The organism is Pseudomonas huaxiensis, assembly GCF_003231275.1.
Classification (GTDB): domain Bacteria; phylum Pseudomonadota; class Gammaproteobacteria; order Pseudomonadales; family Pseudomonadaceae; genus Aquipseudomonas; species Aquipseudomonas huaxiensis.
Genome location: NZ_QKVL01000023.1, coordinates 34,854 through 58,930, shown reverse-complemented (window position 1 = coordinate 58,930; position 24,077 = coordinate 34,854). Strand labels below are relative to the sequence as shown.

At 62.8% G+C, this 24,077-nt stretch carries 23 protein-coding genes; 18 read left to right on the top strand and 5 right to left on the bottom strand.

Going from position 1 to position 24,077, the window contains the following annotated elements:
* Positions 1–117 precede the first annotated feature (117 nt).
* Positions 118–1,302 (bottom strand): delta-9 fatty acid desaturase DesA, encoded by a 1,185-nt coding sequence (desA, locus tag DM374_RS21370; RefSeq protein ID WP_095159440.1) that lies wholly within the window; start codon positions 1,300–1,302, stop codon positions 118–120.
* 148 nt (positions 1,303–1,450) lie between these two features.
* Here desA and dibA point away from each other — a divergent pair, with 148 nt between their 5' ends.
* From dibA to DM374_RS21340, 6 genes are all read left to right on the top strand, one after another.
* Complete coding sequence (gene dibA / locus DM374_RS21365) at positions 1,451–3,343, top strand: phosphodiesterase DibA (RefSeq protein ID WP_110971690.1); 1,893 nt, start codon at positions 1,451–1,453, stop codon at positions 3,341–3,343.
* A 228-nt stretch (positions 3,344–3,571) separates the two neighbouring features.
* Positions 3,572–3,754: a sulfur starvation response protein OscA gene (oscA, locus tag DM374_RS21360; RefSeq protein WP_095159442.1), complete on the top strand. Its 183-nt coding sequence runs from the start codon at positions 3,572–3,574 to the stop codon at positions 3,752–3,754.
* Between the two features lie 55 nt (positions 3,755–3,809).
* A complete protein-coding gene (locus DM374_RS21355) occupies positions 3,810–4,817 on the top strand; it encodes a sulfate ABC transporter substrate-binding protein (RefSeq protein ID WP_110971689.1) in 1,008 nt (335 codons plus the stop codon).
* An 87-nt stretch (positions 4,818–4,904) separates the two neighbouring features.
* Entirely contained in the window at positions 4,905–5,723 is an 819-nt protein-coding gene (cysT, locus tag DM374_RS21350) for a sulfate ABC transporter permease subunit CysT (protein ID WP_110971688.1), read from the top strand.
* Positions 5,724–5,736: 13 nt separating this feature from the next.
* Positions 5,737–6,609: a sulfate ABC transporter permease subunit CysW gene (gene cysW, locus DM374_RS21345; RefSeq protein WP_110971687.1), complete on the top strand. Its 873-nt coding sequence runs from the start codon at positions 5,737–5,739 to the stop codon at positions 6,607–6,609.
* A gap of 3 nt (positions 6,610–6,612) precedes the next feature.
* Entirely contained in the window at positions 6,613–7,602 is a 990-nt protein-coding gene (locus DM374_RS21340) for a sulfate/molybdate ABC transporter ATP-binding protein (protein ID WP_110971686.1), read from the top strand.
* Between the two features lie 109 nt (positions 7,603–7,711).
* Here DM374_RS21340 and DM374_RS21335 read toward each other — a convergent pair whose 3' ends face one another.
* The 3 genes from DM374_RS21335 to DM374_RS21325 form a co-directional block, all read right to left on the bottom strand.
* A complete protein-coding gene (locus tag DM374_RS21335) occupies positions 7,712–8,167 on the bottom strand; it encodes an REP-associated tyrosine transposase (RefSeq protein ID WP_110971685.1) in 456 nt (151 codons plus the stop codon).
* 176 nt (positions 8,168–8,343) lie between these two features.
* Positions 8,344–9,957, bottom strand: a complete 1,614-nt coding sequence (locus DM374_RS21330) for an alkaline phosphatase family protein (protein ID WP_110971684.1) — start codon at positions 9,955–9,957, stop codon at positions 8,344–8,346.
* A 100-nt stretch (positions 9,958–10,057) separates the two neighbouring features.
* Entirely contained in the window at positions 10,058–11,008 is a 951-nt protein-coding gene (locus DM374_RS21325) for a LysR family transcriptional regulator (protein ID WP_110971683.1), read from the bottom strand.
* A 144-nt stretch (positions 11,009–11,152) separates the two neighbouring features.
* Between DM374_RS21325 and DM374_RS21320 the strand changes: the two genes are divergently transcribed.
* The 12 genes from DM374_RS21320 (at position 11,153) to DM374_RS21265 (ending at position 22,744) form a co-directional block, all read left to right on the top strand.
* The gene (locus DM374_RS21320) at positions 11,153–13,504 is read left to right on the top strand and encodes a TonB-dependent receptor (protein ID WP_110971682.1); all 2,352 of its coding nucleotides are present in this window, start codon (positions 11,153–11,155) and stop codon (positions 13,502–13,504) included.
* A 259-nt stretch (positions 13,505–13,763) separates the two neighbouring features.
* Positions 13,764–14,570, top strand: a complete 807-nt coding sequence (locus DM374_RS21315; protein ID WP_110971681.1) for an energy transducer TonB — start codon at positions 13,764–13,766, stop codon at positions 14,568–14,570.
* 33 nt (positions 14,571–14,603) lie between these two features.
* Complete coding sequence (locus DM374_RS21310; protein ID WP_095159425.1) at positions 14,604–15,326, top strand: MotA/TolQ/ExbB proton channel family protein; 723 nt, start codon at positions 14,604–14,606, stop codon at positions 15,324–15,326.
* 1 nt (position 15,327) lies between these two features.
* The gene (locus DM374_RS21305; protein ID WP_095159424.1) at positions 15,328–15,729 is read left to right on the top strand and encodes an ExbD/TolR family protein; all 402 of its coding nucleotides are present in this window, start codon (positions 15,328–15,330) and stop codon (positions 15,727–15,729) included.
* 743 nt (positions 15,730–16,472) lie between these two features.
* Entirely contained in the window at positions 16,473–16,775 is a 303-nt protein-coding gene (locus tag DM374_RS21300; protein ID WP_110971680.1) for a DUF3077 domain-containing protein, read from the top strand.
* 133 nt (positions 16,776–16,908) lie between these two features.
* Positions 16,909–17,490 (top strand): alpha/beta hydrolase, encoded by a 582-nt coding sequence (locus tag DM374_RS21295; protein ID WP_095159422.1) that lies wholly within the window; start codon positions 16,909–16,911, stop codon positions 17,488–17,490.
* 69 nt (positions 17,491–17,559) lie between these two features.
* Positions 17,560–18,501, top strand: a complete 942-nt coding sequence (locus DM374_RS21290; protein ID WP_110971679.1) for a sigma 54-interacting transcriptional regulator — start codon at positions 17,560–17,562, stop codon at positions 18,499–18,501.
* 175 nt (positions 18,502–18,676) lie between these two features.
* Complete coding sequence (locus tag DM374_RS21285; RefSeq protein ID WP_110971678.1) at positions 18,677–19,462, top strand: MetQ/NlpA family ABC transporter substrate-binding protein; 786 nt, start codon at positions 18,677–18,679, stop codon at positions 19,460–19,462.
* Positions 19,463–19,790: 328 nt separating this feature from the next.
* Positions 19,791–20,456: an amino acid ABC transporter permease gene (locus DM374_RS21280; RefSeq protein ID WP_110971677.1), complete on the top strand. Its 666-nt coding sequence runs from the start codon at positions 19,791–19,793 to the stop codon at positions 20,454–20,456.
* Positions 20,437–21,096, top strand: coding sequence for an amino acid ABC transporter permease (locus DM374_RS21275; RefSeq protein ID WP_110971676.1), 660 nt, complete (start codon positions 20,437–20,439; stop codon positions 21,094–21,096). The genes DM374_RS21280 and DM374_RS21275 overlap by 20 nt, the downstream gene beginning before the upstream one ends.
* On the top strand, positions 21,093–21,866 hold the full coding sequence (locus DM374_RS21270) for an amino acid ABC transporter ATP-binding protein (RefSeq protein ID WP_110971675.1): 774 nt from the start codon (positions 21,093–21,095) through the stop codon (positions 21,864–21,866). The genes DM374_RS21275 and DM374_RS21270 overlap by 4 nt, the downstream gene beginning before the upstream one ends.
* A complete protein-coding gene (locus tag DM374_RS21265) occupies positions 21,863–22,744 on the top strand; it encodes a transporter substrate-binding domain-containing protein (RefSeq protein ID WP_110971674.1) in 882 nt (293 codons plus the stop codon). Before DM374_RS21270 ends, DM374_RS21265 begins: the two co-directional genes overlap by 4 nt.
* A gap of 115 nt (positions 22,745–22,859) precedes the next feature.
* On the opposite strand, the gene DM374_RS21260 is transcribed toward DM374_RS21265, so the two are convergent.
* Positions 22,860–24,023 (bottom strand): AAA family ATPase, encoded by a 1,164-nt coding sequence (locus tag DM374_RS21260; protein ID WP_110971673.1) that lies wholly within the window; start codon positions 24,021–24,023, stop codon positions 22,860–22,862.
* Positions 24,024–24,077 lie beyond the last annotated feature (54 nt).

The following is a 24,077-nucleotide window of genomic DNA, read 5'->3' as shown; positions in this document are numbered from 1 at the left end:
CGGGGACGTGCGGCCACGACCCGACCCGCCAGGCGGGCGACATGCAGTTAAGAGCGGAATGCAGGGGGGAAGTTCCAGTCGGAGCGCCCGGCGGTGGGGCGCTCCGATCAATGGCCATCAAGCCAGGGCAGGGCGCAGCGAGTAGGTCTTCAATTGCGCGGCGAACTCACGCAGCGAGTGGATACCGCTGGCCTCGGCTTCGTGGACCCAGTCCTTGATCGCCGCGAGCATGTCGTGCCCGTTGGCGCTGGTGCGGGCCCAGATCTGCTGCAGCGCCAGGCGCTTTTCGTAGATGGTCTTGAGTGCCTGGCTGTGCTCGAGCATGGTCTGGATGCGCTGGTGATGACGATCTTCCAGCAGGCTGGTCTCACGCGAGAGCAGACGCTTGGCGCGGCGGAACTGATGGCGCACCGAGTCATCGACCCGCGCCAGTTCCTGCTTGACCAGCGGGCCGATCACCAACTTGCGGTACTGGGCCATGATCTGGAAGCGGTTGTTGAGGATCGCCATGGCGGTGTCCATGTCCAACTGGCCCTTGCCTTCGACCCGGTGGGCGATCGGCGCGACGCGTTGCACCTTGGCCAGACGCAGCCAGGTGAACAGCTTGATCCAGGCCCAGCCCATGTCGAACTCCCAGCGCTTGACCGACAGCTTGGCCGAGTTGGGGTAGGTGTGATGGTTGTTGTGCAGCTCTTCGCCGCCAATCACGATGCCCCACGGCACCAGGTTGGTCGCGGCGTCGCGGCATTCGAAGTTGCGGTAGCCCACCGCGTGGCCAAGGCCGTTGACCACGCCGGCAGCCCAGAACGGAATCCACATCATCTGGATCGCCCAGATGGTGATGCCGATGGTGCCGAACAGCAGCAGGTCGATCACCGCCATCAGCGCGATGCCGCCGAGCTTGTAGCGCGAGTAGAGGTTGCGCTCGATCCAGTCTTCGGGGCAGTTCTTGCCGTAGATGCGCAGGGTTTCCGGGTTCTGTGCTTCGGCGCGGTACAGCTCGGCGCCCTTGCGCAGCACCGTGGACAGGCCCTTGATCACCGGGCTGTGTGGATCATCCACGGTTTCGCATTTGGCGTGGTGCTTGCGGTGGATGGCGGTCCACTCACGGGTGTTCTGCGCCGTGGTCAGCCATAGCCAGAAACGGAAGAAATGCTTGAGGCCGGCATTCAGTTCCAGGGAACGGTGCGCCGAATAGCGGTGCAGGTAGACCGTCACCGCAACGATGGTCACGTGAGTCATCAGCAGGGTGACCGCCAGCAGTTGCCAGGCCGACAGGTCGAGTAAACCGTAGTACCACATAGGTGGATATGCCCTCTTAGAGCGGAAAAACAGCGATGAGTATTATCACTGGCATGTTAAATAAAACCAGTCGGCCTTTTTGATAGGAGGTCAACGAGGAATTCTGCCCTATAATGCCCCATCTTTTGATGTGGGCATCTGTGACCCTATGTCTGTTTCTGCACGAGACGCCCTGAGAATGGCCGCGTTTTACCTGGTGCTGTCAATTCTCTGGCTGGTGGTTTCTGATCAAATATTAAGCAGTGTTTTCGATGATCCGGCCCAGATGGCGCGCTGGCAGCTTATCAATGCCTACACGTGGGCCGCGTGCAGCGCCTTGTTGATCTTCGTTTCCCGTGTGCGTTTGCTCAATTTCATCGGCCTTGGTGCGCGCCTGCGCCGCGAAGACCGCGAACGCCTGCGCATGGCCGCGGCGGTGTTCGACAGCACCCTCGAAGGCGTGCTGGTCAGTAACGCCGACGGCATCATCGTCCATGTGAACCGCGCCTTCATGCGCATCACCGGTTATCAGAAGGACGAAGTTATCGGTCAGCGACCGAACAAGTTCAAGTCCGGCCGGCACGACCAGAAGTTCTACCAGCAGATGTACCAGACCCTGCACGACAAGGGCGAGTGGAGCGGTGAAGTCTGGAACCGGCGCAAAAGCGGCGAGGTGTACCCGCAGTGGCAGACCATTTGCGCGATCCGCGACGATGGCGGGATGTTGACCCACTATGTTGCGGTGTTCAGCGACATCAGCGTGATCAAGCACACCGAACGTGAGTTGGCCTATCTGGTCCACCACGACCCCCTGACCGACCTGCCCAACCGTTTGCTTTTCAACGACCGCGCCCAGCAGGCGCTGGCCACGGCGCAGGCCAACAAGCGTGGCTGCGCCTTGCTGCTGCTCGACCTGGACCACTTCCAGAGCATCAACGACAGCCTTGGCCACAACATCGGCGACCAGTTGCTCAAGGCCGTGGCCGACCGTCTCAAACTGGTGATCGATCCCGGTGTCACCCTCGCGCGCCTCGGCGGTGATGAATTCGCCATCCTCAGCGAAAACTGCCCTCAGGTCGGCCAGGCTGCGGACCTTGCGCAACTGATCGTCGACGTGCTCAAAGAACCCTACGAACTGGAAAATCACCGCCTGTTCAGCAGCGCGAGTATCGGCATCAGCCTGTTCCCCAGCGATGCGCAAAGCGCCGAGCAATTGCTGCGCAACGCCGATGCCGCGTTGTTCAAGGCCAAGAGCAACGGCCGTTCCGGCTATGCCTTGTACACCGAAGAACTTACCGCCCATGCCCAGCAGCGGGTCGAAACCGCCATCGAACTGCGTCGCGCGCTGGAGCAGGGCGAGCTGCGGGTCTACTACCAGCCGGTGCATGACCTGTTCAGTGGCCGGATGATCGGCCTGGAATCGCTGGTGCGCTGGCAGCATCCCGAACGCGGGCTGGTGCCGCCGGGGGAGTTCATCCCGATTGCCGAGCGCACCGGGCTGATCGCCGATATCGACACCTGGGTCATGCGCCAGGCCTGTTCGCAGATGGTGGAGTGGCTGGCGCAAGGGCGGGCGCTGGAGTTCGTCGCGGTGAACGTTTCCAGCCGGCTGTTCGCCAACCGCGACATGTACCAGCAGGTCGCCCGGGTGCTGGACGAAACCGGGCTGGAGCCGTCGCGGCTGGAGGTCGAAGTGACCGAAAGCGCGGTGATGGAAGACCCGGAAGTCGCCCTCGAACAACTGCATCGCCTGCGTGAACTGGGCTTGCGCCTGGCCATCGACGACTTCGGCACCGGCTACTCGTCGCTGCTGCGGCTCAAGCGCTTGCCGGTGCAGAAACTGAAGATCGACCAGGGCTTCGTCGCCGGGTTGCCCAATGATGACGATGACGTGGCGATTGTCCGGGTCATCATCGCCCTGGCGCGCAGCATGGGGATGCAGATCCATGCCGAGGGTATCGAGCAGTCCGAGCAGGCGCGCTTCCTGCTGGAGCACCAGTGCGACATGGGCCAGGGCTACTGGTACGGGCGGCCGGTGCCGCCACAAGACCTTCGTTTTTGAGCTTCAAGCGGCAAGTTACGCGCTGCAAGTAACAGCAGATCCCCGCCGTTGCCGCCGCTTTTTCTTGCCGCTTGCCGCTTCAAGCTCACAACTGATTTTTCAGTTATATAAACATTCTTAAATAGTATTTTTAAGAATATTCAGCCCTCTCTAAGATTGCTCCTACACCAGGCGCAGTCACCTTCCTAAACGCTGCTCCCGGGCCCCCTTATTCACAGGAGCACGAGCATGAGCGCATCTCTGCGTAGCGTTGACGGTCAGGACGAAGCCACCATCCTGCGTGAAATCCAGAGCGCATTGCGTGACCTGCGATTCGGCGCGGTGGAAATCACTGTGCACAACGCCCAAGTTGTACAGATCGAACGCAAGGAAAAATTCCGCCTGCAGAACTCCAGCAACAAACCAAGCTGAAGCGCTGCCAGCCGCACCAACACATTAGAAAAAAATGCCAATCGGGAGCTTCACCATGTCTATCCGCCGTTATGCCCTGGCTGCACTCGCCAGCGCCGTTTTTGCCGGTTCCGCCATCGCCAAGGACTACGAGCTGTTGAACGTGTCCTATGACCCGACCCGCGAGCTGTATCAGCAGTACAACGCCGAGTTCATCAAGCACTGGCAGCAGGCTCACCCGGACGACAAAGTGAAGATCCAGCAGTCCCACGGTGGTTCGGGCAAACAGGCCCGTGCCGTGATCGACGGCCTGCGCGCCGACGTGGTGACCCTGGCCCTGGCCGGCGACATCGACGAAGTCGCCAAGCTCGGCAAGACCCTGCCGGAGAACTGGCAGACCCGCCTGCCGGACGCCAGCACCCCGTACACCTCGACCATCGTGTTCCTGGTGCGCAAGGGCAACCCTAAAGCCATCAAGGACTGGGGCGACCTGATCAAGAAAGACGTTTCCGTCATCACCCCGAACCCGAAAACCTCCGGCGGCGCCCGCTGGAACTTCCTCGCCGCCTGGGCCTACGGCCTGAAAGCCGGCGGCAGCGAAGCCAAGGCGCAGGAATACGTGAAAGAGCTGTTCAAGCACGTACCAGTGCTGGATACCGGCGCCCGTGGCTCGACCATCACCTTCGTCAACAACGGTCAGGGTGACGTGTTGCTGGCCTGGGAAAACGAAGCGTTCCTGGCGCTGAAAGAAGACGGCGGTGCCGACAAGTTCGAAATCGTTGTGCCGTCCCTGTCGATCCTCGCCGAGCCGCCAGTGGCCGTGGTCGACAAGAACGCCGAGAAGAAAGGCAACGAGCAGATCGCCGAGGAATACCTCAAGCACCTGTACAGCCCGGCTGGCCAGAAGATCGCCGCCGACAACTTCTACCGTCCGCGTGACGCCAAGGTGGCCGCTGAATACGCCAAGCAGTTCCCGAAACTGGACCTGGTGACTATCGACAAAGACTTCGGCGGCTGGAAAACTGCCCAACCCAAGTTCTTCAATGACGGTGGCGTTTTCGACCAGATCTACACGGCGCAGTGAGTGTTGCCCGATAGAGCAGGAGCCGTTTCGTAGCCAGCATGGGCCCGGGCATAGTCCCGGGCTCAATGCGTTCAACCAAGGACCTTTATGTCTCGTCGTATATCCCCCGTCATACCCGGCTTCGGGCTGACGCTGGGTTACACCTTGGTGTACCTCAGCTTGATTGTGCTCATACCGCTGGGGGCCATGTTCGTGCATGCCTCCCAGCTCACCTGGGAGCAGTTCTGGGCCATCGTCAGTGCACCGCGGGTGCTCGCGGCACTGAAGCTGAGCTTCGGCACCGCCTTCTTCGCCGCCATCATCAACGGCCTGATCGGTACGTTGCTGGCCTGGGTGCTGGTGCGCTACACCTTCCCCGGCCGCAAGATCATCGACGCGATGATCGACCTGCCGTTCGCCTTGCCCACCGCCGTGGCCGGTATCGCCCTCACCGCGCTGTACGCGCCGTCCGGCTGGGTTGGCCAGTTTGCCACCGACCTTGGTTTCAAGATTGCCTACACCCCGCTCGGCATCACCCTGGCACTGACTTTCGTCACCCTGCCGTTCGTGGTGCGGACAGTACAGCCGGTGCTGGCCGACATCCCGCGTGAAGTCGAAGAAGCCGCCGCCTGCCTTGGCGCCAAGCCGCTGCAGGTGTTCCGCTATGTGCTGGCTCCGGCCTTGCTGCCGGCGTGGCTGACCGGGTTCGCGCTGGCCTTTGCCCGTGGCGTCGGCGAGTACGGTTCGGTGATCTTCATTGCCGGCAACATGCCGATGAAGACCGAGATCCTGCCGCTGCTGATCATGGTCAAGCTCGACCAGTACGACTACACCGGCGCCACTGCCATCGGCGTGCTGATGCTGGTGGTTTCCTTCATCCTGCTGCTGCTGATCAACTTGCTGCAGCGGCGCATCGAAACCCCTTGAAGGAGGCCTGAGCATGTCTGCATCTTCTGTTGGCGTAGCCGCTTCGGCCAATGCCGCCCGCCGTGGCAGCGCTTCGGCGCGGCGTATCCTGATCGGCCTGGGCTGGGTGATCTTCGGCCTGTTCCTGCTGTTGCCGCTGGTCATCGTGGTGTCCCAGGGCCTGAAAATGGGCCTGGGCACGTTCTTCGAGGCGATCTTCGAAGCCGACGCCCTGTCCGCGCTGAAACTGACCCTTATCGCCGTAGCCATCTCGGTGCCGCTGAACCTGGTGTTCGGCGTCAGCGCGGCCTGGTGCGTGAGCAAGTACAACTTCCGCGGCAAGAGCGTGCTGGTCACCCTGATCGACCTGCCGTTCTCGGTCTCGCCGGTGATCGCCGGTCTGGTCTACGTGCTGATGTTCGGCGCCCAGGGCTTCCTTGGCCCATGGCTGCAGGATCGCGACGTACAGATCGTCTTCGCGCTGCCGGGCATCGTCCTGGCGACCATCTTCGTCACCGTGCCCTTCGTTGCCCGTGAACTGATCCCGCTGATGCAGGAGCAGGGCACCCAGGAAGAAGAGGCCGCGCGCCTGCTCGGCGCCAACGGCTGGCAGATGTTCTGGCATGTGACCGTGCCGAACATCAAATGGGGCCTGATCTACGGCGTGGTGCTGTGTACCGCGCGGGCGATGGGTGAGTTCGGCGCGGTGTCGGTGGTGTCCGGCCACATCCGCGGCGTGACCAACACCTTGCCGCTGCACGTCGAGATCCTCTACAACGAATACAACCATGTCGCGGCCTTCAGCGTGGCCAGCCTGTTGCTGATCCTGGCGCTCTTCATCCTGCTGCTCAAGCAGTGGAGCGAGAACCGCATTAACCGTCTGCGCCAAAGCGCAGCGGAGGAATAATTCATGTCGATCGAAGTTCGTAATGTCAGCAAGCGCTTCAATGCCTTCCAGGCCCTGAACAACATCAATCTGGATATCCACAGCGGCGAGCTGGTGGCCCTGCTCGGCCCTTCCGGCTGTGGCAAGACCACCTTGCTGCGCATCATCGCCGGCCTGGAAACCCCGGACGACGGCAATATCGTGTTCCACGGCGAGGACGTTTCCGGTCACGACGTGCGTGATCGCAATGTCGGGTTCGTGTTCCAGCACTACGCCCTGTTCCGCCACATGAGCGTGTTCGACAACGTCGCCTTCGGCCTGCGCATGAAGCCCAAGGGCGAGCGCCCGAGCGAAAGCCGCATTGCCGAGAAGGTTCACGAGCTGCTGAACATGGTCCAGCTCGACTGGCTGGCCGACCGTTACCCGGAGCAGCTTTCTGGTGGTCAGCGCCAGCGTATCGCCCTGGCCCGTGCCCTTGCGGTCGAGCCCAAGGTGCTGCTGCTGGACGAACCGTTCGGTGCGCTGGACGCCAAGGTTCGTAAAGAACTGCGCCGCTGGCTGGCGCGGCTGCACGAAGACATCAACCTGACCTCCGTGTTCGTGACCCACGACCAGGAAGAAGCCATGGAAGTGGCGGACCGCATCGTGGTGATGAACAAGGGCGTGATCGAACAGATCGGCTCGCCGGGCGAGGTTTACGAGAACCCGGCCAGCGATTTCGTTTATCACTTCCTGGGTGATTCCAACCGCCTGCACCTGAGCGAGAACCACCACGTCCTGTTCCGTCCGCATGAAGTGTCGCTGTCGCGGCATGAAGTGGAAGGCCACCACGTTGCCGAAGTCCGCGACATCCGCCCACTGGGCGCCACCACCCGGGTGACGTTGAAAGTGGAAGGGCAGAGCGAGCTGATCGAAGCCGAAGTGGTCAAGGACCACGACAGCCTGACCGGGCTGGCGCGGGGCGAGACGTTGTTCTTCAAGCCGAAGGTTTGGCAGAAGGTCGAGAATATCTGACTGACTCAAGTGCCGTATCGCTGCGGTTCGGCGCCCCGACAAGCCAGCTCCCACAGTAGGAGTGAACTGTGCTGCCCCCTGTGGGAGCTGGCTTGCCAGCGATGAGGCCCTAAAGCCAAACCGCATCCCAATGCGAATACTCACCAAGCCGCTTCACCAGCCCTGCCCGCAGCGGATTGGCAACGATGTACCGGGCAACCACCACAACATCCTCGTCGCGGCGCAGCGCCCGGTCATGGAACCCTTGCTGCCACAACCGTCCATGACGTCCACTGGCCTTGTTCACCGCGCAAGTACTGCGGGATTTGACCCGGCGCATCAGGGTTTTCAAGGTCACGTCACCGAGTTCGATCAGCCAATGGAAATGGTCAGGCATGACGACCCAGGCCAGGGAAGTCACGGAAGCTTCGTGCTGCGCCTCGCGGAACTGATGTACGACCAGGCGAGCAAGAAACAGGTCCGAAAACAGCGGGACGCGCTGTTCGGTCTTGCTGGTCAGCAGATAGAGCCGGCCGGGTTCCGAGAACCTGCCGCGGCGCAGACGGTGGGAGGATGGACGATCCATGTCGGGCTCCTTGAATGGTGAAAACTCAAGGTAGCCATCGGACCGCTGAAAGGCCGTTCTGCATTGGGACTGGATGTTTCTGGACGGGCCTCATCGCCGGCAAGCCAGCTCCCACAGGTCCGGTGTACGCCGCCCCTGTGGGAGCTGGCTTGCCAGCGATGAGGCCCTAAAGCCAGTCACCAAACCCCAATCTTCACCACACTGTCCTCCCGCGGTTCGCCATACCTGAACCACTGCCCCCGCCGTTCGATTTCGGCATGGCTGATGGTGGTCCGGCGCTTCAACCCGCGCAGCCACTCCCACAGATACCCCTGATGTTCCTCGCGCACCGCCGCATACGCCGGATCAGCCCCAAGATCATTCAGCTCCCCAGGGTCTTTCTCCAGGTCGAACAACTGCGCCCTGAAACCGTCATACGCCAGGTATTTCCAGCGCTCGCTGCGCACCATGGTCATGCGGCAGCGGTCGATCGGCTGGCCCAGCCGCTCCCGCGCCGGTGACTGGAAGGCGTAGTCGTACTCGGCAATCGCGTAGCGCCGCCAGCGCTGTGCGGTGCCATTGAGCAGCGGCACCAGCGAACGGCCCTCCAGTCGGTGATCGGCAGACGGCAGGCCGAGGGCGTCGAGGAAGGTCGGGACGGCATCGATGGTTTCCACCAACCGCTCATCCACCGTGCCACGGGTGATATCCGCCTGCGCGCGCGGGTCGCGCACGATCAGCGGCACACCCACCGCAGGCTCCAGCAAAAACTCCTTTTCTCCCAACCAGTGGTCGCCCAGAAAATCTCCGTGGTCGCTGGTGAACACAATCAGCGTGTCGTCCCAGCGCCCGCTGCTCTGCAGTTCATCGAAGAGCCGGCCGAGCTGGTCGTCGATCTGCTTGATCAAGCCCATGTAGGTCGGGATCACCTTCAGCCGCACGTCGTCGCGGGAGAAGTTCACGCTTTCCTGATGCTGGCGAAACGCGGCGTACACCGGATGATCGCTGAGCTGCGCGCCCTCGGCGCGCACCGCCGGCTGCACCTGCGCGGCGCCATACAGCGCGTGGTACGGCGCCGGGGCGATGTAGGGCCAGTGCGGCTTGATGTACGACAGGTGCAGGCACCACTGGTGCTCGCCCTGTTCGCGGATGAAGTCGATGGCGCGGTCGGTGGTGTAGACGGTTTCGGAGTACTGCTCCGGCAGCCGGGTCGGCAGGTGGGCGTTGCGCATGTGCCAGCCGCTGAGCACTTCACCGTGCTCGTCCTCGGCGGCGTTGGCCCAGGTGTGCCAGGGGTTGTCGCCGTCGAAGCCGTGCTCGCGCAGGTAGCGGGTGTAGGGCGCGGTCTCGCGTTTGTCGCTGAACAGCGGATCGTCGGGGAAGATGCCGTCGTGCCGCACATAAGGCTCGAAACCCACCTCGTTGAGTTGCTCGACGGCAGCGCTGGCCGGGTCGAGGTGCAGGTGCTGCTGGGCGTCGAGGTTGGGTGTGGCGTGGGTCTTGCCCACCAGCGCGGTGCGGATGCCGGCCGGGCGCAGGTAGTCGCCGAGGGTCAGTTCTTCCAGCGGCAACGGTACGGCATTCCACGCGACCTGATGGCTGCTGACATAGCGTCCGGTGTACGCCGACATCCGCGATGGCCCGCAAATCGTGCCCTGGGTGTAGGCGCGGCTGAAGCGCACGCCCGCCGCCGCCAGGCGATCGATGTTCGGCGTGTGCAGGTGCGGATGGCCGTAGCAGGACAGGTAATCGCGACGCAGTTGGTCGCACATGATGTACAGCACGTTGCGCACGGGGGAGGGCTGGGGCATGGCAGTCACCGGATGAAAGGGCAGGCGACTGTTTTCGCCGCCACGGCGCCCGGCGACAAGCGCATTTGCCGAATACCGGCGATGCGTGCGACGCAACGCCTTACACGGCCAGGCGTTCCAGGGCGCCGGCGTCGAGGTCTTCGTCGTTCTGGTCGGTGCGCACAATCTGCTCGATCATCGCCTCGGCCAGCGGCGCCAGACGTTGCCGCGCGCGGCTGACGATGCCGTAGCGGGTGTAAAGCTCTTCACAATCGTCGTTCAGACCATCGATCTTCAGCCGCACCAGCGCGCCGGCCGCGCTGCGCAGGCTGTCGTTGTAGGTGCCGCAGATGCCGATGGCGTTGGAGTGCAGGACCACGGTGAGCAGGCTGTGGCTGTTTTCGCATTCGACATTGGCCTCCACGTCCGGGTGGCCGCTGAGGTCGGCGATGACCTTGCGCAGGTTCGGCGGGCGCAGCGTCACCGCCAGCGGGTACTGCAACAGTTCCTCGGCGCTGACGCTGGCGCGCGCGGCCAGCGGATGCCCGGCGCGGCAGCAGAAATACCAGCGGCGCGGTTTCAGGCGCAGGGTCTGGTAGGTGGGATCGGCCTCGAAGCTACGGGTATCGGCGACGAAGAACTCGAAATCCTCGGCCAGCAGACGGCGGTTCAGGCTCTGCCAGTCGTCCACCTGGAACTGTACCCGCGCCTTCGGATACCGCTCGATAAAGCCGGCGATGGCCCGTGGCACCAGTCCTGCAGCGGGCGCCGGGCCACAACCGAAACGCAGTTCACCCGCTTCCAGACCGTTGAACTGGCGAATCTCGTTGCTCAACTGGCACGCGCCGCTGACCAGCCGCCGCGCATGTTCCAGCACCACCAGCCCTTGCTTGGTCGGCGGCAATTCCTTGTTCGAGCGATCCACCAACTGACACCCGGCACTGTGCTCCAGCGCCTGGATGCTGCGGCTGAACGCCGATTGCGAAAGGTTCACCGCGCTCGCCGCGGCGACGAAGCTGCGGTGCTCGGCGAGGGCAATCAGATGGCGGAGTTGGCGAAGATCTATATGCATTTTTCACATAAAAAGTATCGGGCAAATGCATTTGCTCTGCCTCGGTTGCACTCCTTATAAAGGCAATCACTTATTCGGTAAACATATGTAAAAACATAAATAAATAACTTCAGGGAATAACGATTTCCTGAACAGGAGCCGCTCATGAGCCTGTCGTCTTCCGTTGCACCTTTGTCTTCACGGCGGCTCAAGCGCCTGCCCCTGGCCCTGCTGCTGGCGGGGAGCGCGCACTGGCTGCCGGCCCAGGCTGCTGATGCGAGCCGCGCCGAATCCACCCCTGCCGCCAAGTCCGACAGCCAGTTGAAGACGGTCACCGTCACCGCCCGCCGCCGCGAGGAAAGTGCTCAAGACGTGCCGACCCCCATGAGCGTGCTCGACGGTCAGGCTCTGGAAAGCCAGCGCATTTACCGCATCCAGGACCTTCAGCAGCTGGTGCCCAGCGTCAACGTCGCCTACATGCATGCACGCCAGTCCAGCGTGTCGATCCGCGGCCTGGGCAACAACCCGGCCAGCGATGGCCTGGAAGGCAGCGTCGGGCTCTACCTGGACAACGTCTACCTCGGGCGTCCGGGCATGGCGGTGTTCGACCTGATGGACATCGAGCAGCTTGAAGTCCTGCGCGGTCCCCAAGGCACCTTGTTCGGCAAGAACACCACTGCCGGCGTCATCAACATCAGCACCCGCGCGCCGAGTTTCACCCCGGAACGCAGCATCGAAACCTCGGTGGGCGAGGACGGCTACTTCCAGACCAAGGGCACGATTTCCGGCCCGCTCAGCGACACCCTGGCCGGGCGCTTCTCGGCCTACCGCACCCGCAACGACGGCGACATCAAGAACGAATACGACGGCCACACCCTCAACGGCGGCTCGCGCCAGGGCTTTCGCGGGCAACTGCTGTACAAGCCCAACGAGCGCTTCAATCTGCGCTGGATCGGCGACTACAACGAGGAAGACTCCAGCGCCGGTACTCGCGTGCTGTTCAGCACCGGGCCGACCATCAACGGCGTCAACCGCTACGAAACCCGCGCGGCGGCGGCAGGTGCAACGCTGGTCGACGGCAGCAAGCGCAAGGTCAACCTCGACAACGACCAGCACGTCACCGTGTTCCAGGGCGGCACCTCGCTGGAAGCCAACTGGACCCTCGACAACGACTTCACCCTGACCTCGGTCAGCAGCTACCGCTGGTGGGACTTCACCCCGCGCAACGACGACGGCCTCAACGTGCCGGCGGCCTACAACGCCGGCGTCTCGGTGCGCGACAAACAGTGGTCGCAGGAATTTCGCCTGGCCTCGCCCACGGGCGGCTTCTTCGATTATGTGCTCGGCGCCTACTACTTCGGCTCTGACCTGGATAACCGCTCCTTCAACTACTACGGCCCGCGCGCCGACATCTGGAACGGCACGCCGACCGGCGCCCTGGCCAACGTCACCACCATCGGCAAAGGCCATATCGAGACCGACAGCTTCGCGCTGTTCGCCCAAGGTACCTGGCACCTCAGCGACCGCCTCGATTTCACCGCGGGCGTGCGCGGCACCTATGAAGAGAAGAGCGCCTGGGTCAACCGCAACGCCCCGCAGGGCGGCGCGGCAGTCGCGGGGGCGGCGGCCACCGCGCGCCAGGGCCGGGTCGGCGCCTACGAGTCGGGCGACCTGAACCAGTACAGCTCCAGCCCGTCGGGGCTGCTCAACCTCAGCTATCGCTTTACCGATGACCTGCTCGGCTACGCCACCTTGTCCCATGGCGAGAAGTCCGGCGGGGTCAACCTGACGGTCGCCACCGCGCCCGTCGCCGGCGCCGACTCGCTGCTGGTCGGCACCGAGCGCGCCAACAACGCCGAACTGGGCTTCAAGAGCACGCTGTGGGACAAGCGCCTGCAACTCAACGCCAACCTGTTCTGGACCCAGGTCAACGCTTACCAGACCAACGCCTACGACGAAGCCAACCGTGTGCAGTACCTGACCAACGCCGGCTCGGTGCGCTCACGCGGGGTGGAATTCGAAAGCACCTTGGTGCCGGTGCGCGGGCTGACACTGAACGTCAACGGCTCCTACAACGACGTCCGCTACCTCTCCTACAAAGACGCCCCGTGCCCGCCGGAAGTGTCGCTACAACCGGGCGCCCCGGCGTCCTGCGACCTCACCGGGCACCAGGTGGTCGGCGCCTCGAAATGGATCGCCAACGCCAACGGCCAGTACCAGTGGGACCTCGCCAACGGCCTGCAACCCTACGTCACCGCCAGCTATGCGTTCCGCTCCAAAGCGGTGGGTGTGGTCGAGGACTCGGACTACGCGCGCATCCCCAGCTACGCCGTGGTCAACCTCTCGACCGGCCTGCGCGGCGATCTCGGCCAAGGCCAGTGGGATGTCTCGCTGTGGCTGAAAAACGCCTTCGACAAGACCTACTACACCACGCTGTGGAGCGCGGCCAACGGCGGCTATGAAGGCCTGCTCGGCACGCCACGAACCTTGGGCGTGACCGGTCGCTACGACTTCTGAGGCGGTTTCCCCATGCCTTTGAGGAATATTTTTTATGCCGCAAAAGCATGGCGAAATGCCCGCATCGCTACAGCCCTTTAAATCCGCGGGCTGTAGCGATTCGGCAGAACCGTATATTCGAACAAGTTCTATCCATAACTTTAAAGATTACTTTCAGAGATAAGCGTCTCGCCCCGATCATCCACCGCAAGCGAAGGCGCTTTTCCTCCATAACCGACCGCCTTCGATGGAAATGCATTGAACCCCCAGGAGTCTATCAATGGGTAATGTCCAGACCGCCGCCAGCGCCCTCGATGTGCTGTGGCGCCCGGCGCCGGGCGAACTGGTCGATCTCGGCCGTCCGCACCGTGTTCCGCTGGCGCAGCAGCGCTTGCAGCGTACGCCGCGCAGCGCCCTGAACCGTCGTGAGAAAGTCCTGCTTGGGGTGTTTGCCCTGGTGTTGCATGGCGCGGCCGCGTACTGGATCAGCCAGGCGCCGACCCCGGTTCTGCCGGTCGTGCCGCCAGAAATTCCACCGATGACCATCGAATTCTCCCAGCCGGCGCCGCCGGTGGTGGAGCCGCCGCCGCCCGTGGTCGTGCCACCGCCGCCGGTCGAGCCGCCACCACCCGTGGAAGACGAACTGGCCGTGAAGCCGCCGCCGCCAAAGCCAGTGCCCAAGCCGAAACCTGTGCCCAAGCCCGTGCCCAAGCCGGTCCCGCAGCCGCCGGTGCAGACACCGCCACCGACTCCGGCCCCGCCGGTCGCCGCGCCACAACCGCCGGCACCGCCCGCGCCCGCCCCGGTGACCCCGGCTTCGGCCAACGCGGCGTACCTGAAAAACCCGGCGCCGGAATACCCGTCGCTGGCCCAGCGTCGCGGCTGGGAAGGCACGGTGCTGTTGCGGGTCAAGGTGCTCGCCAACGGCAAGCCGGGCGAGATCCAGATTCAGAAAAGCAGCGGACGTGAGCAGCTCGATGACGCCGCGCTGGCAGCGGTAAAGCGTTGGAGCTTCGTCCCGGCCAAGCAGGGCGATGTCGCCCAGGAAGGCTGGGTGAGCGTGCCCATCGATTTCAAGATTCGCTAACCCAAATTCGCGTAACCCGAGAGAGAACACATCATGAGCGTATTGGCCTCCCCACTTGAATCCATCGAAAGCGCGGTGATCTGGCTGTTGGTCGGCTTCTCCGTCGTCACCTGGGGCCTGGCCCTGGTTAAGACCGTGCAGTTTGTCCGCCTGAAGAATCAGGACAAACGCTTCCACAAACAATTCTGGGCCGCATCCAGTCTCGATTCGGCCGCCGACCTGGCGCAGACCCAGCCAGGCTCTGCTGCCCGCGTTGCCCAGGCCGGTTATGCCGCCATCGCTGTTGGTGAGCCCGGCCATGCCGCTGACCTGAGCCAGTCGATCAACCACCAGGACCGCCTGGAACGCGCCCTGCGCCAGCAAATCGTGCGTGAGCGCCGCTCACTGGAAACCGGCCTGGCCGTGGTCGCCAGTATCGGCAGCACCTCGCCGTTCATCGGCCTGTTCGGTACCGTCTGGGGCATCATGGAAGCCCTGAAAGGCATCAGCGCCGCAGGCTCGGCGAGCCTCGAAACCGTGGCCGGCCCGATCGGTGCGGCACTGGTTGCCACTGGCGTGGGTATCGCCGTCGCGGTCCCGGCGGTGCTGGTTTACAACTACTTCCTGCGTCGCCTGAAACTGACGGCTGCTGACCTGGATGACTTCGCCCACGACTTCTACAGCCTCGCGCAGAAGAGTGCCTTCCGCGTCATCGCCCACCCAACGCTGCACAAGGCCAACACCCAGGCCGGTCAGCCCGTGAAAGAGGCGGTGTGAGATGGCTTTTTCGACCCAGGACAGTGATGAAGTACTGAGTGAGATCAACGTCACCCCGTTGGTGGACGTGATGCTGGTACTGCTGGTGGTGTTCATCGTGACCGCGCCGCTGCTGACCAACGCGATTCCGATCAACCTGCCCAAGACCGAGGCCGTGGCCCCGGTGGAACAGAAAGACCCGCTGGTGGTGAGCATCGACGGCGCAGGCAAGGTGTTCATCAACAAGGACGAAATCCAGCCGGATCTGCTGGAGATCAACTTGCAGACGGCCAAGGCCAAGGACCCGGATGTGAGGGTGCAACTGCAGGCTGATGACGGTGTGAATTACGGAGAAGTGGCCCGCGCCATGGCTTCCATTGAACGTGCGGGGATTACCAAGCTTTCGGTGATCACCGCCCGCTGAGCAACACGCAACTCAGGCAAACTTGAAGGCCGGTCCTGTGGCAGGGGCTGGCCTTTTTTTGTTTGGGATGTCGGGGAATGGCGGCCAGGTGTTAGTCGACAGATTTTCAGCGGTCACAAGATCGAGCGCCGCCCGCGCGGCGCATCGCGAGCAAGCTCGCTCCTACAACAGTTGTAACGTGCCATGGCCTGTGAGACTTGGGCTGGCAGCCCTTGGTGTTTGGCGATGGATCGCGGGGAGGCTGTTGAGGTCGACTCGATACCGCGTCGTACAAACAAGGCGGCCAGCCATGGCCTCACAGACATAGGTACGTTGCAACCTCTGTAGGAGCGAGCTTGCTCGCGATGCGCCGCGCGGGCGGCGCTCGATCTTGAGAGCGATAAAGATCTTTCGGCTAGCGCCTGGTGGCCCCGACGCGGCCTCCAGACAGGCCCATTCCAGACACCTGCAAACACAAAGTTTGTGGAACCAAAAAATCCTAGGACGTACCCTACGCGGTCTGTCGGTCCTAGCTTCCTTGCCCGGGAAACCCACACCTTCTAGGCTTGCCCGGTCGCTGAAAATTCAGCGACCGGGTGTGGAAACCCGAGCATTTTTGAGTAGCGACCGCTTTATGGCCGCTGTGCGCGGGAGGCTTTCGGGCCTGCCGGGTTCGCTATTCGCTCGGTTTTCCACCCCGCGTACAGCTGCCACCCTTTTGTGTGGAAACAGAGAGGTGGCGGCCCAACAGGAATAGCAAACCGATGAAAAAAATAGTCCCCGACCCACCCCTATCCCCCACCTGCACCCGCCACTTCGGCGAATGCCCCGCCGACCACCCTCCGCTGTTTTCCGTCAACGCCGGCATCGACCCCCACAGCACCCTGGTTCACGCCTCAATGTTCCTGCGCTGCGCCTACTACTCCGCCCAGGAAGCGACCGGACAAGACGCCGGCCGAGCCAACTTCGTCTGGCTGGCGATGCACGGCGTGGAAGCCGCCAAGGCGCTGATAGATGCGCTGATCGATGGCATGGAAAAGGCCGAATGGCAGCAAGCTGCCGACTAAACGCAACCGGGGCCGTACGGCGGTCCCTATCTATTTTTGGTTATTAACAAATAGCTTCTTATTCCTTTACGGATATAACCCCAGCGCTAATACTTGCCGGCATGCACGCAACCGCAGCAGGAGGCAATTCCCCATGCGCAACGAGTCGATCCGTTACCTGATTGTTCCCGGCTGGCAAGGTTCGCCAGACGAGCACTGGCAAAGCCATTGGCACAGCACGCTGCCCAATAGCGCCCGTGTCGAGCAGGCCGACTGGCTGACGCCGAAGCGCGAGGATTGGGTCGCCGCGCTGGAGCAGGCGATTGCCGCCGACGACGCGCCGGTGATTCTGATTGCTCACAGCCTCGGTTGCATCACGGTTTCTCACTGGGCCGCCCAGGCCAGCCCGGCATTGCTGCGCCGGGTACGCGGGGCGCTGCTGGTAGCGCCGGCAGATGTCGAACGCCCCGCCTGCGCGCCGGCCCTGCGTAACTTCGCACCGATTCCCATGCAACAACTGCCGTTCCCGAGCCAGGTGGTCACCTCGGACAACGACCCGGCCGTCAGCGCCCCACGGGCGATGCAACTGGCCCGCGCCTGGGGCGCCGAAGCCGGCGTACTCGGTGGCGCCGGACACATCAACGTCAAATCCGGGCATCGCCGTTGGGAACAGGGTTTCGCCTACCTGTACCGCCTGCAAAGCCGTCTGGAACAGGGCGCCCTTCGCCGCGCCTGATTCCACCGCACCTTTTTTCTTTTTACTGCTTAACGCCCGGGCCAGGAGTGCCCGGGCGGGAGTTTTGCCATGACTGCACAAGACACTTTCGGCCAGCCGCTGCTGACCTTCCCCGAACTCGACAAGAGCCCGCTGAGCATCCGCGCCAAGGCGCTGGTGTTCGTCGATCCGCGTTCGCGCCAGTTGCGCGAGGAGCTGGAGATTCTCGCGCCGCTGGCGCTACCCGTGCTGATCCGCGGCGAAACCGGTACCGGCAAGGAATTGCTGGCCCGGCAGATCCACCGCGCCAGTGATCGCGGCGGCCTGTTCGTCTCGGTCAACTGCGGGGCGATCAGCCCGACCTACGCCGATGCCGAGTTGTTCGGCTACGCCGCCGGGGCCCACAGCGGCACGGCCAGCAGCCGCGCCGGCTGGTTTGGCTCGGCCAACGGCGGAACCCTCTACCTCGATGAAATCGCCGACCTGCCGCTAGCCATCCAGGTCAAGCTGTTGGCGGCACTGGAGAACCGCGAGGTGACCCGCGTCGGCGCGCAGCAGGCTCATTCGGTGGACGTGCGCCTGGTCGCCGCCACCAGCATCGACCTGGCGCAGGCCGTGGCGGCCGGGCGCTTCCATCCGCGTTTGTACGATTACCTGCACGAAGGCCGCCTGGAACTGCCGGCCTTGCGCGAGCGGGTCGGTGACATCCTGCCGCTGGCCGAGTACTTCATCGGGATCTACAGCCCGCGGCTGAACCTGCCGGTGCCGCTGCTGAGCGAGGCGGCGCAGCGGGTATTGGAACTGCACGACTGGCCGGGCAATACCCGCGAGCTGGAGAACGTCATTCACTTCGCCCTGTTGCTGGGCAGCGGTGACGAGATCCTGCCGGAGCACCTGAATCTGCCGACGCCCCTTTCGGCGCTGGCCGAACGGCTGGAGCACATCAGCAAACAGGGCGACGCTGCGGAGCGTCGTGCGTTGCAGAGTCTGCTGGAGAAGACGCTGTTGCGCCTCACGCAAGCCGCAGGCTAGAGCGTTGCGCATCCTGCATAAAGGGGTGCGAACAAAAAGGCATAACCAGCTAAGCAAAAGATATTGTTACGGAATAAAAAATCTCGGTATTGTCCGCCTCACGCCGGGCAATACGGGCCCGGCCAACCAACACTTACCGAGGCCCACGAGGCGCGGATACCAATAAGGACTGCACATGAAAAAGACGTTGTTGATGACTGCCTTGGCCGCCGCGCTGTCGGTTGCCGGTTTTGCCCACGCCGGCGAAAAGCTGGTGGTCGCCGCGACTCCGGTTCCGCACGCTGAGATCCTCGAACTGATCAAGCCGACCCTGGCCAAGGAAGGTGTGGACCTGGAGATCAAAGTCTTCACCGACTACGTGCAGCCCAACGTGCAGGTTGACCAGAAGCGTCTGGACGCCAACTACTTCCAGACCCTGCCGTACCTGAAGAACTTCAATGAAGGTAAGGGCACCAACCTGGTGACCGTGATCGGCGTTCACGTCGAGCCGTTCGGTGGCTACTCGAAGAAGGTCAAGAGCCTGAGCGAGCTGAAGGAAGGCGCTACCGTGGCTATCCCGAACGAGGGCAGCAACAGTGGTCGCGCCCTGCTGCTGTTGCAGAAGGCTGGCCTGATCACCCTGAAGGATCCGAAGAACGCCCTGGCGACCCCGAAAGACATCGCCGAGAACCCGAAAAAACTGAAATTCCGCGAACTGGAATCCGCCATGCTGCCGCGTGTGCTGGACCAGGTGGACCTGGACCTGATCAACACCAACTACGCGCTGGAAGCCGGTCTGAACCCGGCGAAAGACGCGCTGGTGATCGAAGGCAGCGACTCGCCTTACGTGAACTTCCTGGTGGCCCGTCCGGACAACAAGGACAGCGACGCCATCCAGAAACTGGCCAAGGCCCTGACTTCGCCTGAGGTGAAAACCTTCATCGAGAAGAAGTACAGCGGCGCGGTACTGCCGGCGTTCTGATGTACTGAGGCGCCAAGAAACCGAAGCTGAATCGTAAAAACCGCCGTTGCGGCGTAATGCCTGTCAGTCAGGCATTACCCCAACGGCGGTTTTTTCATTGCCGGCGAAAACGCTCATTCGGAAGGAAAATACTTCTCGACCAGGGCGTACAGGATGGTCGCCGTTTCAGCATCCCAGCGATTTCAGTGATATTCATATTCGATAAAAGTATTTAAATAATTATTTTTATACCTTTAGAGTCTTTTCCCAATGAGGCTTACCCGCCTCGCACTTGTCGTCAGCATCCGCCCGTCTACCCTCGGGCCGGTTCGGAAAAGACCCCGCGTTCATGACCTTCGATATCCCTTTCATCCTCAGCACTTTGCCGGCGTTTCTCAAAGCCGTCGGCGTGACCCTGCAGGTTGGCCTGATCGCTATCGCCACCTCGCTGGTGGTTGCGGTGATCAATGCGGCGATCCTGCTGTTCCGCACGCCGGTCCTGCACCGCCTGGTTTCGCTCTACGTCGAGCTGGCCCGCAACACGCCGCTGCTGATCCAGTTGTTCTTCGTCTACTTCGCCCTGCCGACGCTCGGTGTAAAAATCTCCGGCTTCGCTGCGGCGATCATTACCATGACCTTCCTCGGCGGCGCCTACCTCACCGAGGTGCTGCGCGCTGGGGTCGAGGCGGTGCCGGCGGCGCAACTGGAATCGGGCCGCTCCATCGGCCTTTCCGAAGGCCAGTTGCTGCGCCATGTGATCCTGCCGCAGGCCGGCATCCTCAGCCTGCCGTCGCTGTTCGCCAATTTCATTTTCCTGCTCAAGGAAACCACCGTGGTCTCGGCGGTGGCGGTGCCGGAAATTCTCTACACCACCAAGAGCTACATCGCCCTCTACTACAAGACCTACGAAATGCTCGCGGTGATGACGCTGATTTGCGTCCTGCTGTTCCTGCCACTGTCGCTGCTGCTCAGCCGCCTGGAAAGGAGGTTGCAACATGGCCAGTTCGGGTCTTGAGCTGTTGCTGGTGTCTTTGCCGCAACTGGGCAAGGGCGCCGCGCAAACCCTGTCAATTTCGGCGTTGGGAATTGTTTTCGCGACGCTGGGCGGTGTGCTTTACGGCGTGCTGGCGACGCTCGGCAAGCGCAGTGTGAACGTGCTGCTGCGTATTTACCTGGAGCTGTTTCGCGCCATTCCGGTGCTGGTCTGGTTGTACCTGTTGTTCTTCGGGCTGCCGATCTTCCTCGGCATCAGCCTGCCGAGCTTCTGGTGCGCGGTGCTGGTGCTGGCGCTGTGGGGCGCCAGCGAGGTCGGTGAAGTGGTGCGCGGCGCGCTGCTGTCGCTGCCCCGTGGCCAGCGCGAGGCGGGGCTGTCGATCGGCCTGTCCGGCTGGCAGTTGTACGGTTACGTGCTGCTGCCCCAGGCGCTGAAGCGCATGACTCCGCCGACCATCAACATCTACACGCGGATCATCAAGACCAGCTCGCTGGCAGTGCTGATCGGTGTGGTGGATGTGATCAAGGTCGGCCAGCAGATCATCGAGCGCACCTATGAATCGGTACTGATCTACGGCGCGCTGTTCCTGTTTTTCTTCTTCATCTGCTACCCGCTTTCGGCGGCCTCCAGGGCCCTGGAACGACGCTGGACACACGCATGAGCGCATTGATCGAGTTTCAGGGCTTCAACAAATTTTTCGGCGAGCAGCAGGTGCTCAAGGACGTGGACCTGTCGGTGGAGACGGGCGAAGTGGTGGTCATTCTTGGCCCCAGCGGTTGCGGCAAGAGCACCTTGCTGCGCTGCCTGAACGGTCTGGAAAGCGCCCACAGCGGCAGCTTGCGGCTTGAAGGCCGCGAGCTGCTGAGCCCGAAGACCGACTGGCGCGAAATCCGCCAGCAGGTCGGCATGGTGTTCCAGAGCTATCACCTGTTCGGTCACATGAGCGTGATCGAAAACCTGCTGCTGGGCCCGCTCAAGGTGCAGAAGCGCGAGCGCCACGAAACCCTGGCCCAGGCCGAGGCGCTGCTGGCGCGGGTCGGCCTGCTGGACAAGCGCGATGCCTACCCGCGCCAGCTTTCCGGTGGCCAGCAGCAACGCATCGCCATCGTCCGTTCGCTGTGCATGAACCCACGGGTAATGCTGTTCGACGAAGTCACCGCGGCCCTCGACCCGGAAATGGTCAAGGAAGTGCTGCAGGTGATCCAGGGCCTGGCCCGCGACGGCATGACCCTGCTTATCGTTACCCACGAAATGGCCTTCGCCCGCGCGGTGGCCGACCGAATCGTGTTCATGGAGGCCGGCAGGATCCTTGAACAGAGTCCACCCGAGAGCTTCTTTACGAACCCGCGGACCGCACGCGCGCAGCAGTTCCTGGAGAAATTTTCCTTCGTAGAAAGCCTGCCAGAGAGACCTCAAAAGGAACTGTCATGAAAACTGCCAAAACCTCGAAACTGCTGCTGTCACTGCTCGGCCTGGCGTTGCTGGCCGGCTGCAACAAGGCCGAAGAGCCGCCAAAACCTGCCGCCGCCACGCCTGCGCCGGCCACCACCAGCTACCTGGAAACCATCAAGGCCCGCGACAAGCTGATCGTCGGCGTGTTTACCGACAAACCGCCGTTCGGCTTCGTCGATGAAAGCGGGCGTTATGTTGGCTTCGATACCGATATCGGCCGGGCGTTTGCCAAGTCGCTGCTGGGTGATGAGAACAAAGTCGAGTTCGTCGCCGTCGAGCCGGCCAGCCGCATTCCGTTCCTGCAGAGCGACAAGGTCGACCTGATCCTGGCTAACATGACCGTGACCCCGGAGCGCAAGGAGGCGGTGGAATTCACCAACCCCAACCTGCGTGTTGCCGTGCAGGCGCTGGTAGCGGACGGCAGTGCCGTGCAGAAGCTCGATGACCTGGCCGACAAGACCACCATCGTCACCACCGGCACCACCGCCGACATCTGGCTGACCAAGAACCACCCGGACTGGAAACTGCTCAAGTTCGAGAAAAACAGCGAGTCGCTGCAGGCCCTGGCCAATGGTCGTGGCGATGCTTACGCGCAGGACAACCTGATTCTGTTCAGCTGGTCCAAGCAGAACCCGGGCTACCGCGTACTGCCGGAAAAACTCGGTGAAGAAGCGCCGATCGCGCCGGCGGTGAAGAAGGGCAATATCGAACTGCGCGATTGGGTCAACACCGAGCTGGCGCGCCTGGGCGAGGAGAAATTCCTGCTCAAGCTGTATGACCAATACGTGCGCAAAGAGCTGAGTGACGACACCAAGCCGGAAAGCGTGATCGTGGAAGGGGGCAAGTGGCAGGGTTGATTTGATTCAGTGGGGTTGAGGGCCTCATCGCCGGCAAGCCGGCTCCCACAGGGGATGGTGTACACCGGACCTGTGGGAGCTGGCTTGCCAGCGATAGGGCCCTCAAATCCACCCCCTAATCCGGCCAATGCCACACCGGCTCATCCAGCATCCCCTGACCCACCACCCGGGTCTGCCCCAGTTCTTTTTCCAGCACGATGGAATTGCAGTTCGCATCGCCTTCCAGCGCTTCCATCAGCCCCGGAGAGTGCGACACCACCCACACCTGACAGTGCTGCGACGCGCGGATGATCAAGCGTGCCAGCGCCGGAATCAGGTCCGGGTGCAGGCTGGTTTCCGGCTCGTTGAGGACCATCATGGTCGGCGGCCGGGGCGTCAGTAGCGCCGCGACCAGCAGCAGGTAGCGCAAGGTGCCGTCCGACAGTTCTGCCGCACTCAGCGGTCGCAACAACCCTTCCTGATAAAACTGCACCGCGAACAAGCCACCCGGCACCGCGTCAATCCCGAGCCGTGCGCCGGGAAAGGCGTCAGCGATGGTGGCCTGCAGCGCCTCGGGATCGCCCACCTCACGGATGGTCTGCAACGCCGCCGCCAGGTCACGCCCATCGTGATGCAGCACCGGCGTGCGCGTGCCCAGTTGCGGGCGCCGCGCCGGGGCGCCGGCATCGGTGCGCAGGTGATCGTAAAAGCGCCAGCCACGGATCTGCTCGCGCAAGTACAGCACCTCGGGCGAGGAACGCAGGTTGCCGACCTGGTCGAACAGGCTGTCAGCGCTGGACACATGCTGCGCCAGCACGTCCCACTGGCGTCCCTCGCGGGCCTTGATCATCGGCCCCTGGCGATCCACCAGCAGGCTGGCCGGGCGGTAGCTTTCGCCGGCCCAGAGGCTTTCGCGCTTGATCTGCGGGTCGAGGAAAAACTGCGTGCGGCTGTCCGGCTCCGGCAGGCCGAGGCCGATGGCGTAACCAAAATCTTCCCCGGCAAAGCCCAGTCGAAGCCGCCTCACCCCTTTGCGCGGCCCACCCTCGATCGGCACTTCGCCACGGCTCATGCGCCGGCTGATCTGCTCGGGCCCGGCCCAGAAGGTCGACTCCAGCCCGCCTTCCGCCGCCAGCGCATTGACCACGCCACCGCGAGCGGTTTCGGCCAGCAGGCGCAGTGCCTTGTACAGGTTGGACTTGCCGCTGCCGTTGGGCCCGGTGATCAGGTTCAGGCGACCGAGGGGCAGCACCAGGCGGTTGATTGAGCGGTAATTGGCGACGGCGAGGGTGGTGAGCATCACAGGCGTCCCGTGGAAACTGGGTGAGCAGTATCGTCTATTCAAAGGGTTTTA

Bases quoted from the DNA above. Each gene is read 5' to 3' on its own strand.
- desA (WP_095159440.1), bottom strand. From the start codon at position 1,302: ATGTGGTACTACGGTTTACTCGACCTGTCGGCCTGGCAACTGCTGGCG.
- dibA (WP_110971690.1), top strand. From the start codon at position 1,451: ATGTCTGTTTCTGCACGAGACGCCCTGAGAATGGCCGCGTTTTACCTG.
- oscA (WP_095159442.1), top strand. From the start codon at position 3,572: ATGAGCGCATCTCTGCGTAGCGTTGACGGTCAGGACGAAGCCACCATC.
- DM374_RS21355 (WP_110971689.1), top strand. From the start codon at position 3,810: ATGTCTATCCGCCGTTATGCCCTGGCTGCACTCGCCAGCGCCGTTTTT.
- cysT (WP_110971688.1), top strand. From the start codon at position 4,905: ATGTCTCGTCGTATATCCCCCGTCATACCCGGCTTCGGGCTGACGCTG.
- cysW (WP_110971687.1), top strand. From the start codon at position 5,737: ATGTCTGCATCTTCTGTTGGCGTAGCCGCTTCGGCCAATGCCGCCCGC.
- DM374_RS21340 (WP_110971686.1), top strand. From the start codon at position 6,613: ATGTCGATCGAAGTTCGTAATGTCAGCAAGCGCTTCAATGCCTTCCAG.
- DM374_RS21335 (WP_110971685.1), bottom strand. From the start codon at position 8,167: ATGGATCGTCCATCCTCCCACCGTCTGCGCCGCGGCAGGTTCTCGGAA.
- DM374_RS21330 (WP_110971684.1), bottom strand. From the start codon at position 9,957: ATGCCCCAGCCCTCCCCCGTGCGCAACGTGCTGTACATCATGTGCGAC.
- DM374_RS21325 (WP_110971683.1), bottom strand. From the start codon at position 11,008: ATGCATATAGATCTTCGCCAACTCCGCCATCTGATTGCCCTCGCCGAG.
- DM374_RS21320 (WP_110971682.1), top strand. From the start codon at position 11,153: ATGAGCCTGTCGTCTTCCGTTGCACCTTTGTCTTCACGGCGGCTCAAG.
- DM374_RS21315 (WP_110971681.1), top strand. From the start codon at position 13,764: ATGGGTAATGTCCAGACCGCCGCCAGCGCCCTCGATGTGCTGTGGCGC.
- DM374_RS21310 (WP_095159425.1), top strand. From the start codon at position 14,604: ATGAGCGTATTGGCCTCCCCACTTGAATCCATCGAAAGCGCGGTGATC.
- DM374_RS21305 (WP_095159424.1), top strand. From the start codon at position 15,328: ATGGCTTTTTCGACCCAGGACAGTGATGAAGTACTGAGTGAGATCAAC.
- DM374_RS21300 (WP_110971680.1), top strand. From the start codon at position 16,473: ATGAAAAAAATAGTCCCCGACCCACCCCTATCCCCCACCTGCACCCGC.
- DM374_RS21295 (WP_095159422.1), top strand. From the start codon at position 16,909: ATGCGCAACGAGTCGATCCGTTACCTGATTGTTCCCGGCTGGCAAGGT.
- DM374_RS21290 (WP_110971679.1), top strand. From the start codon at position 17,560: ATGACTGCACAAGACACTTTCGGCCAGCCGCTGCTGACCTTCCCCGAA.
- DM374_RS21285 (WP_110971678.1), top strand. From the start codon at position 18,677: ATGAAAAAGACGTTGTTGATGACTGCCTTGGCCGCCGCGCTGTCGGTT.
- DM374_RS21280 (WP_110971677.1), top strand. From the start codon at position 19,791: ATGACCTTCGATATCCCTTTCATCCTCAGCACTTTGCCGGCGTTTCTC.
- DM374_RS21275 (WP_110971676.1), top strand. From the start codon at position 20,437: ATGGCCAGTTCGGGTCTTGAGCTGTTGCTGGTGTCTTTGCCGCAACTG.
- DM374_RS21270 (WP_110971675.1), top strand. From the start codon at position 21,093: ATGAGCGCATTGATCGAGTTTCAGGGCTTCAACAAATTTTTCGGCGAG.
- DM374_RS21265 (WP_110971674.1), top strand. From the start codon at position 21,863: ATGAAAACTGCCAAAACCTCGAAACTGCTGCTGTCACTGCTCGGCCTG.
- DM374_RS21260 (WP_110971673.1), bottom strand. From the start codon at position 24,023: ATGCTCACCACCCTCGCCGTCGCCAATTACCGCTCAATCAACCGCCTG.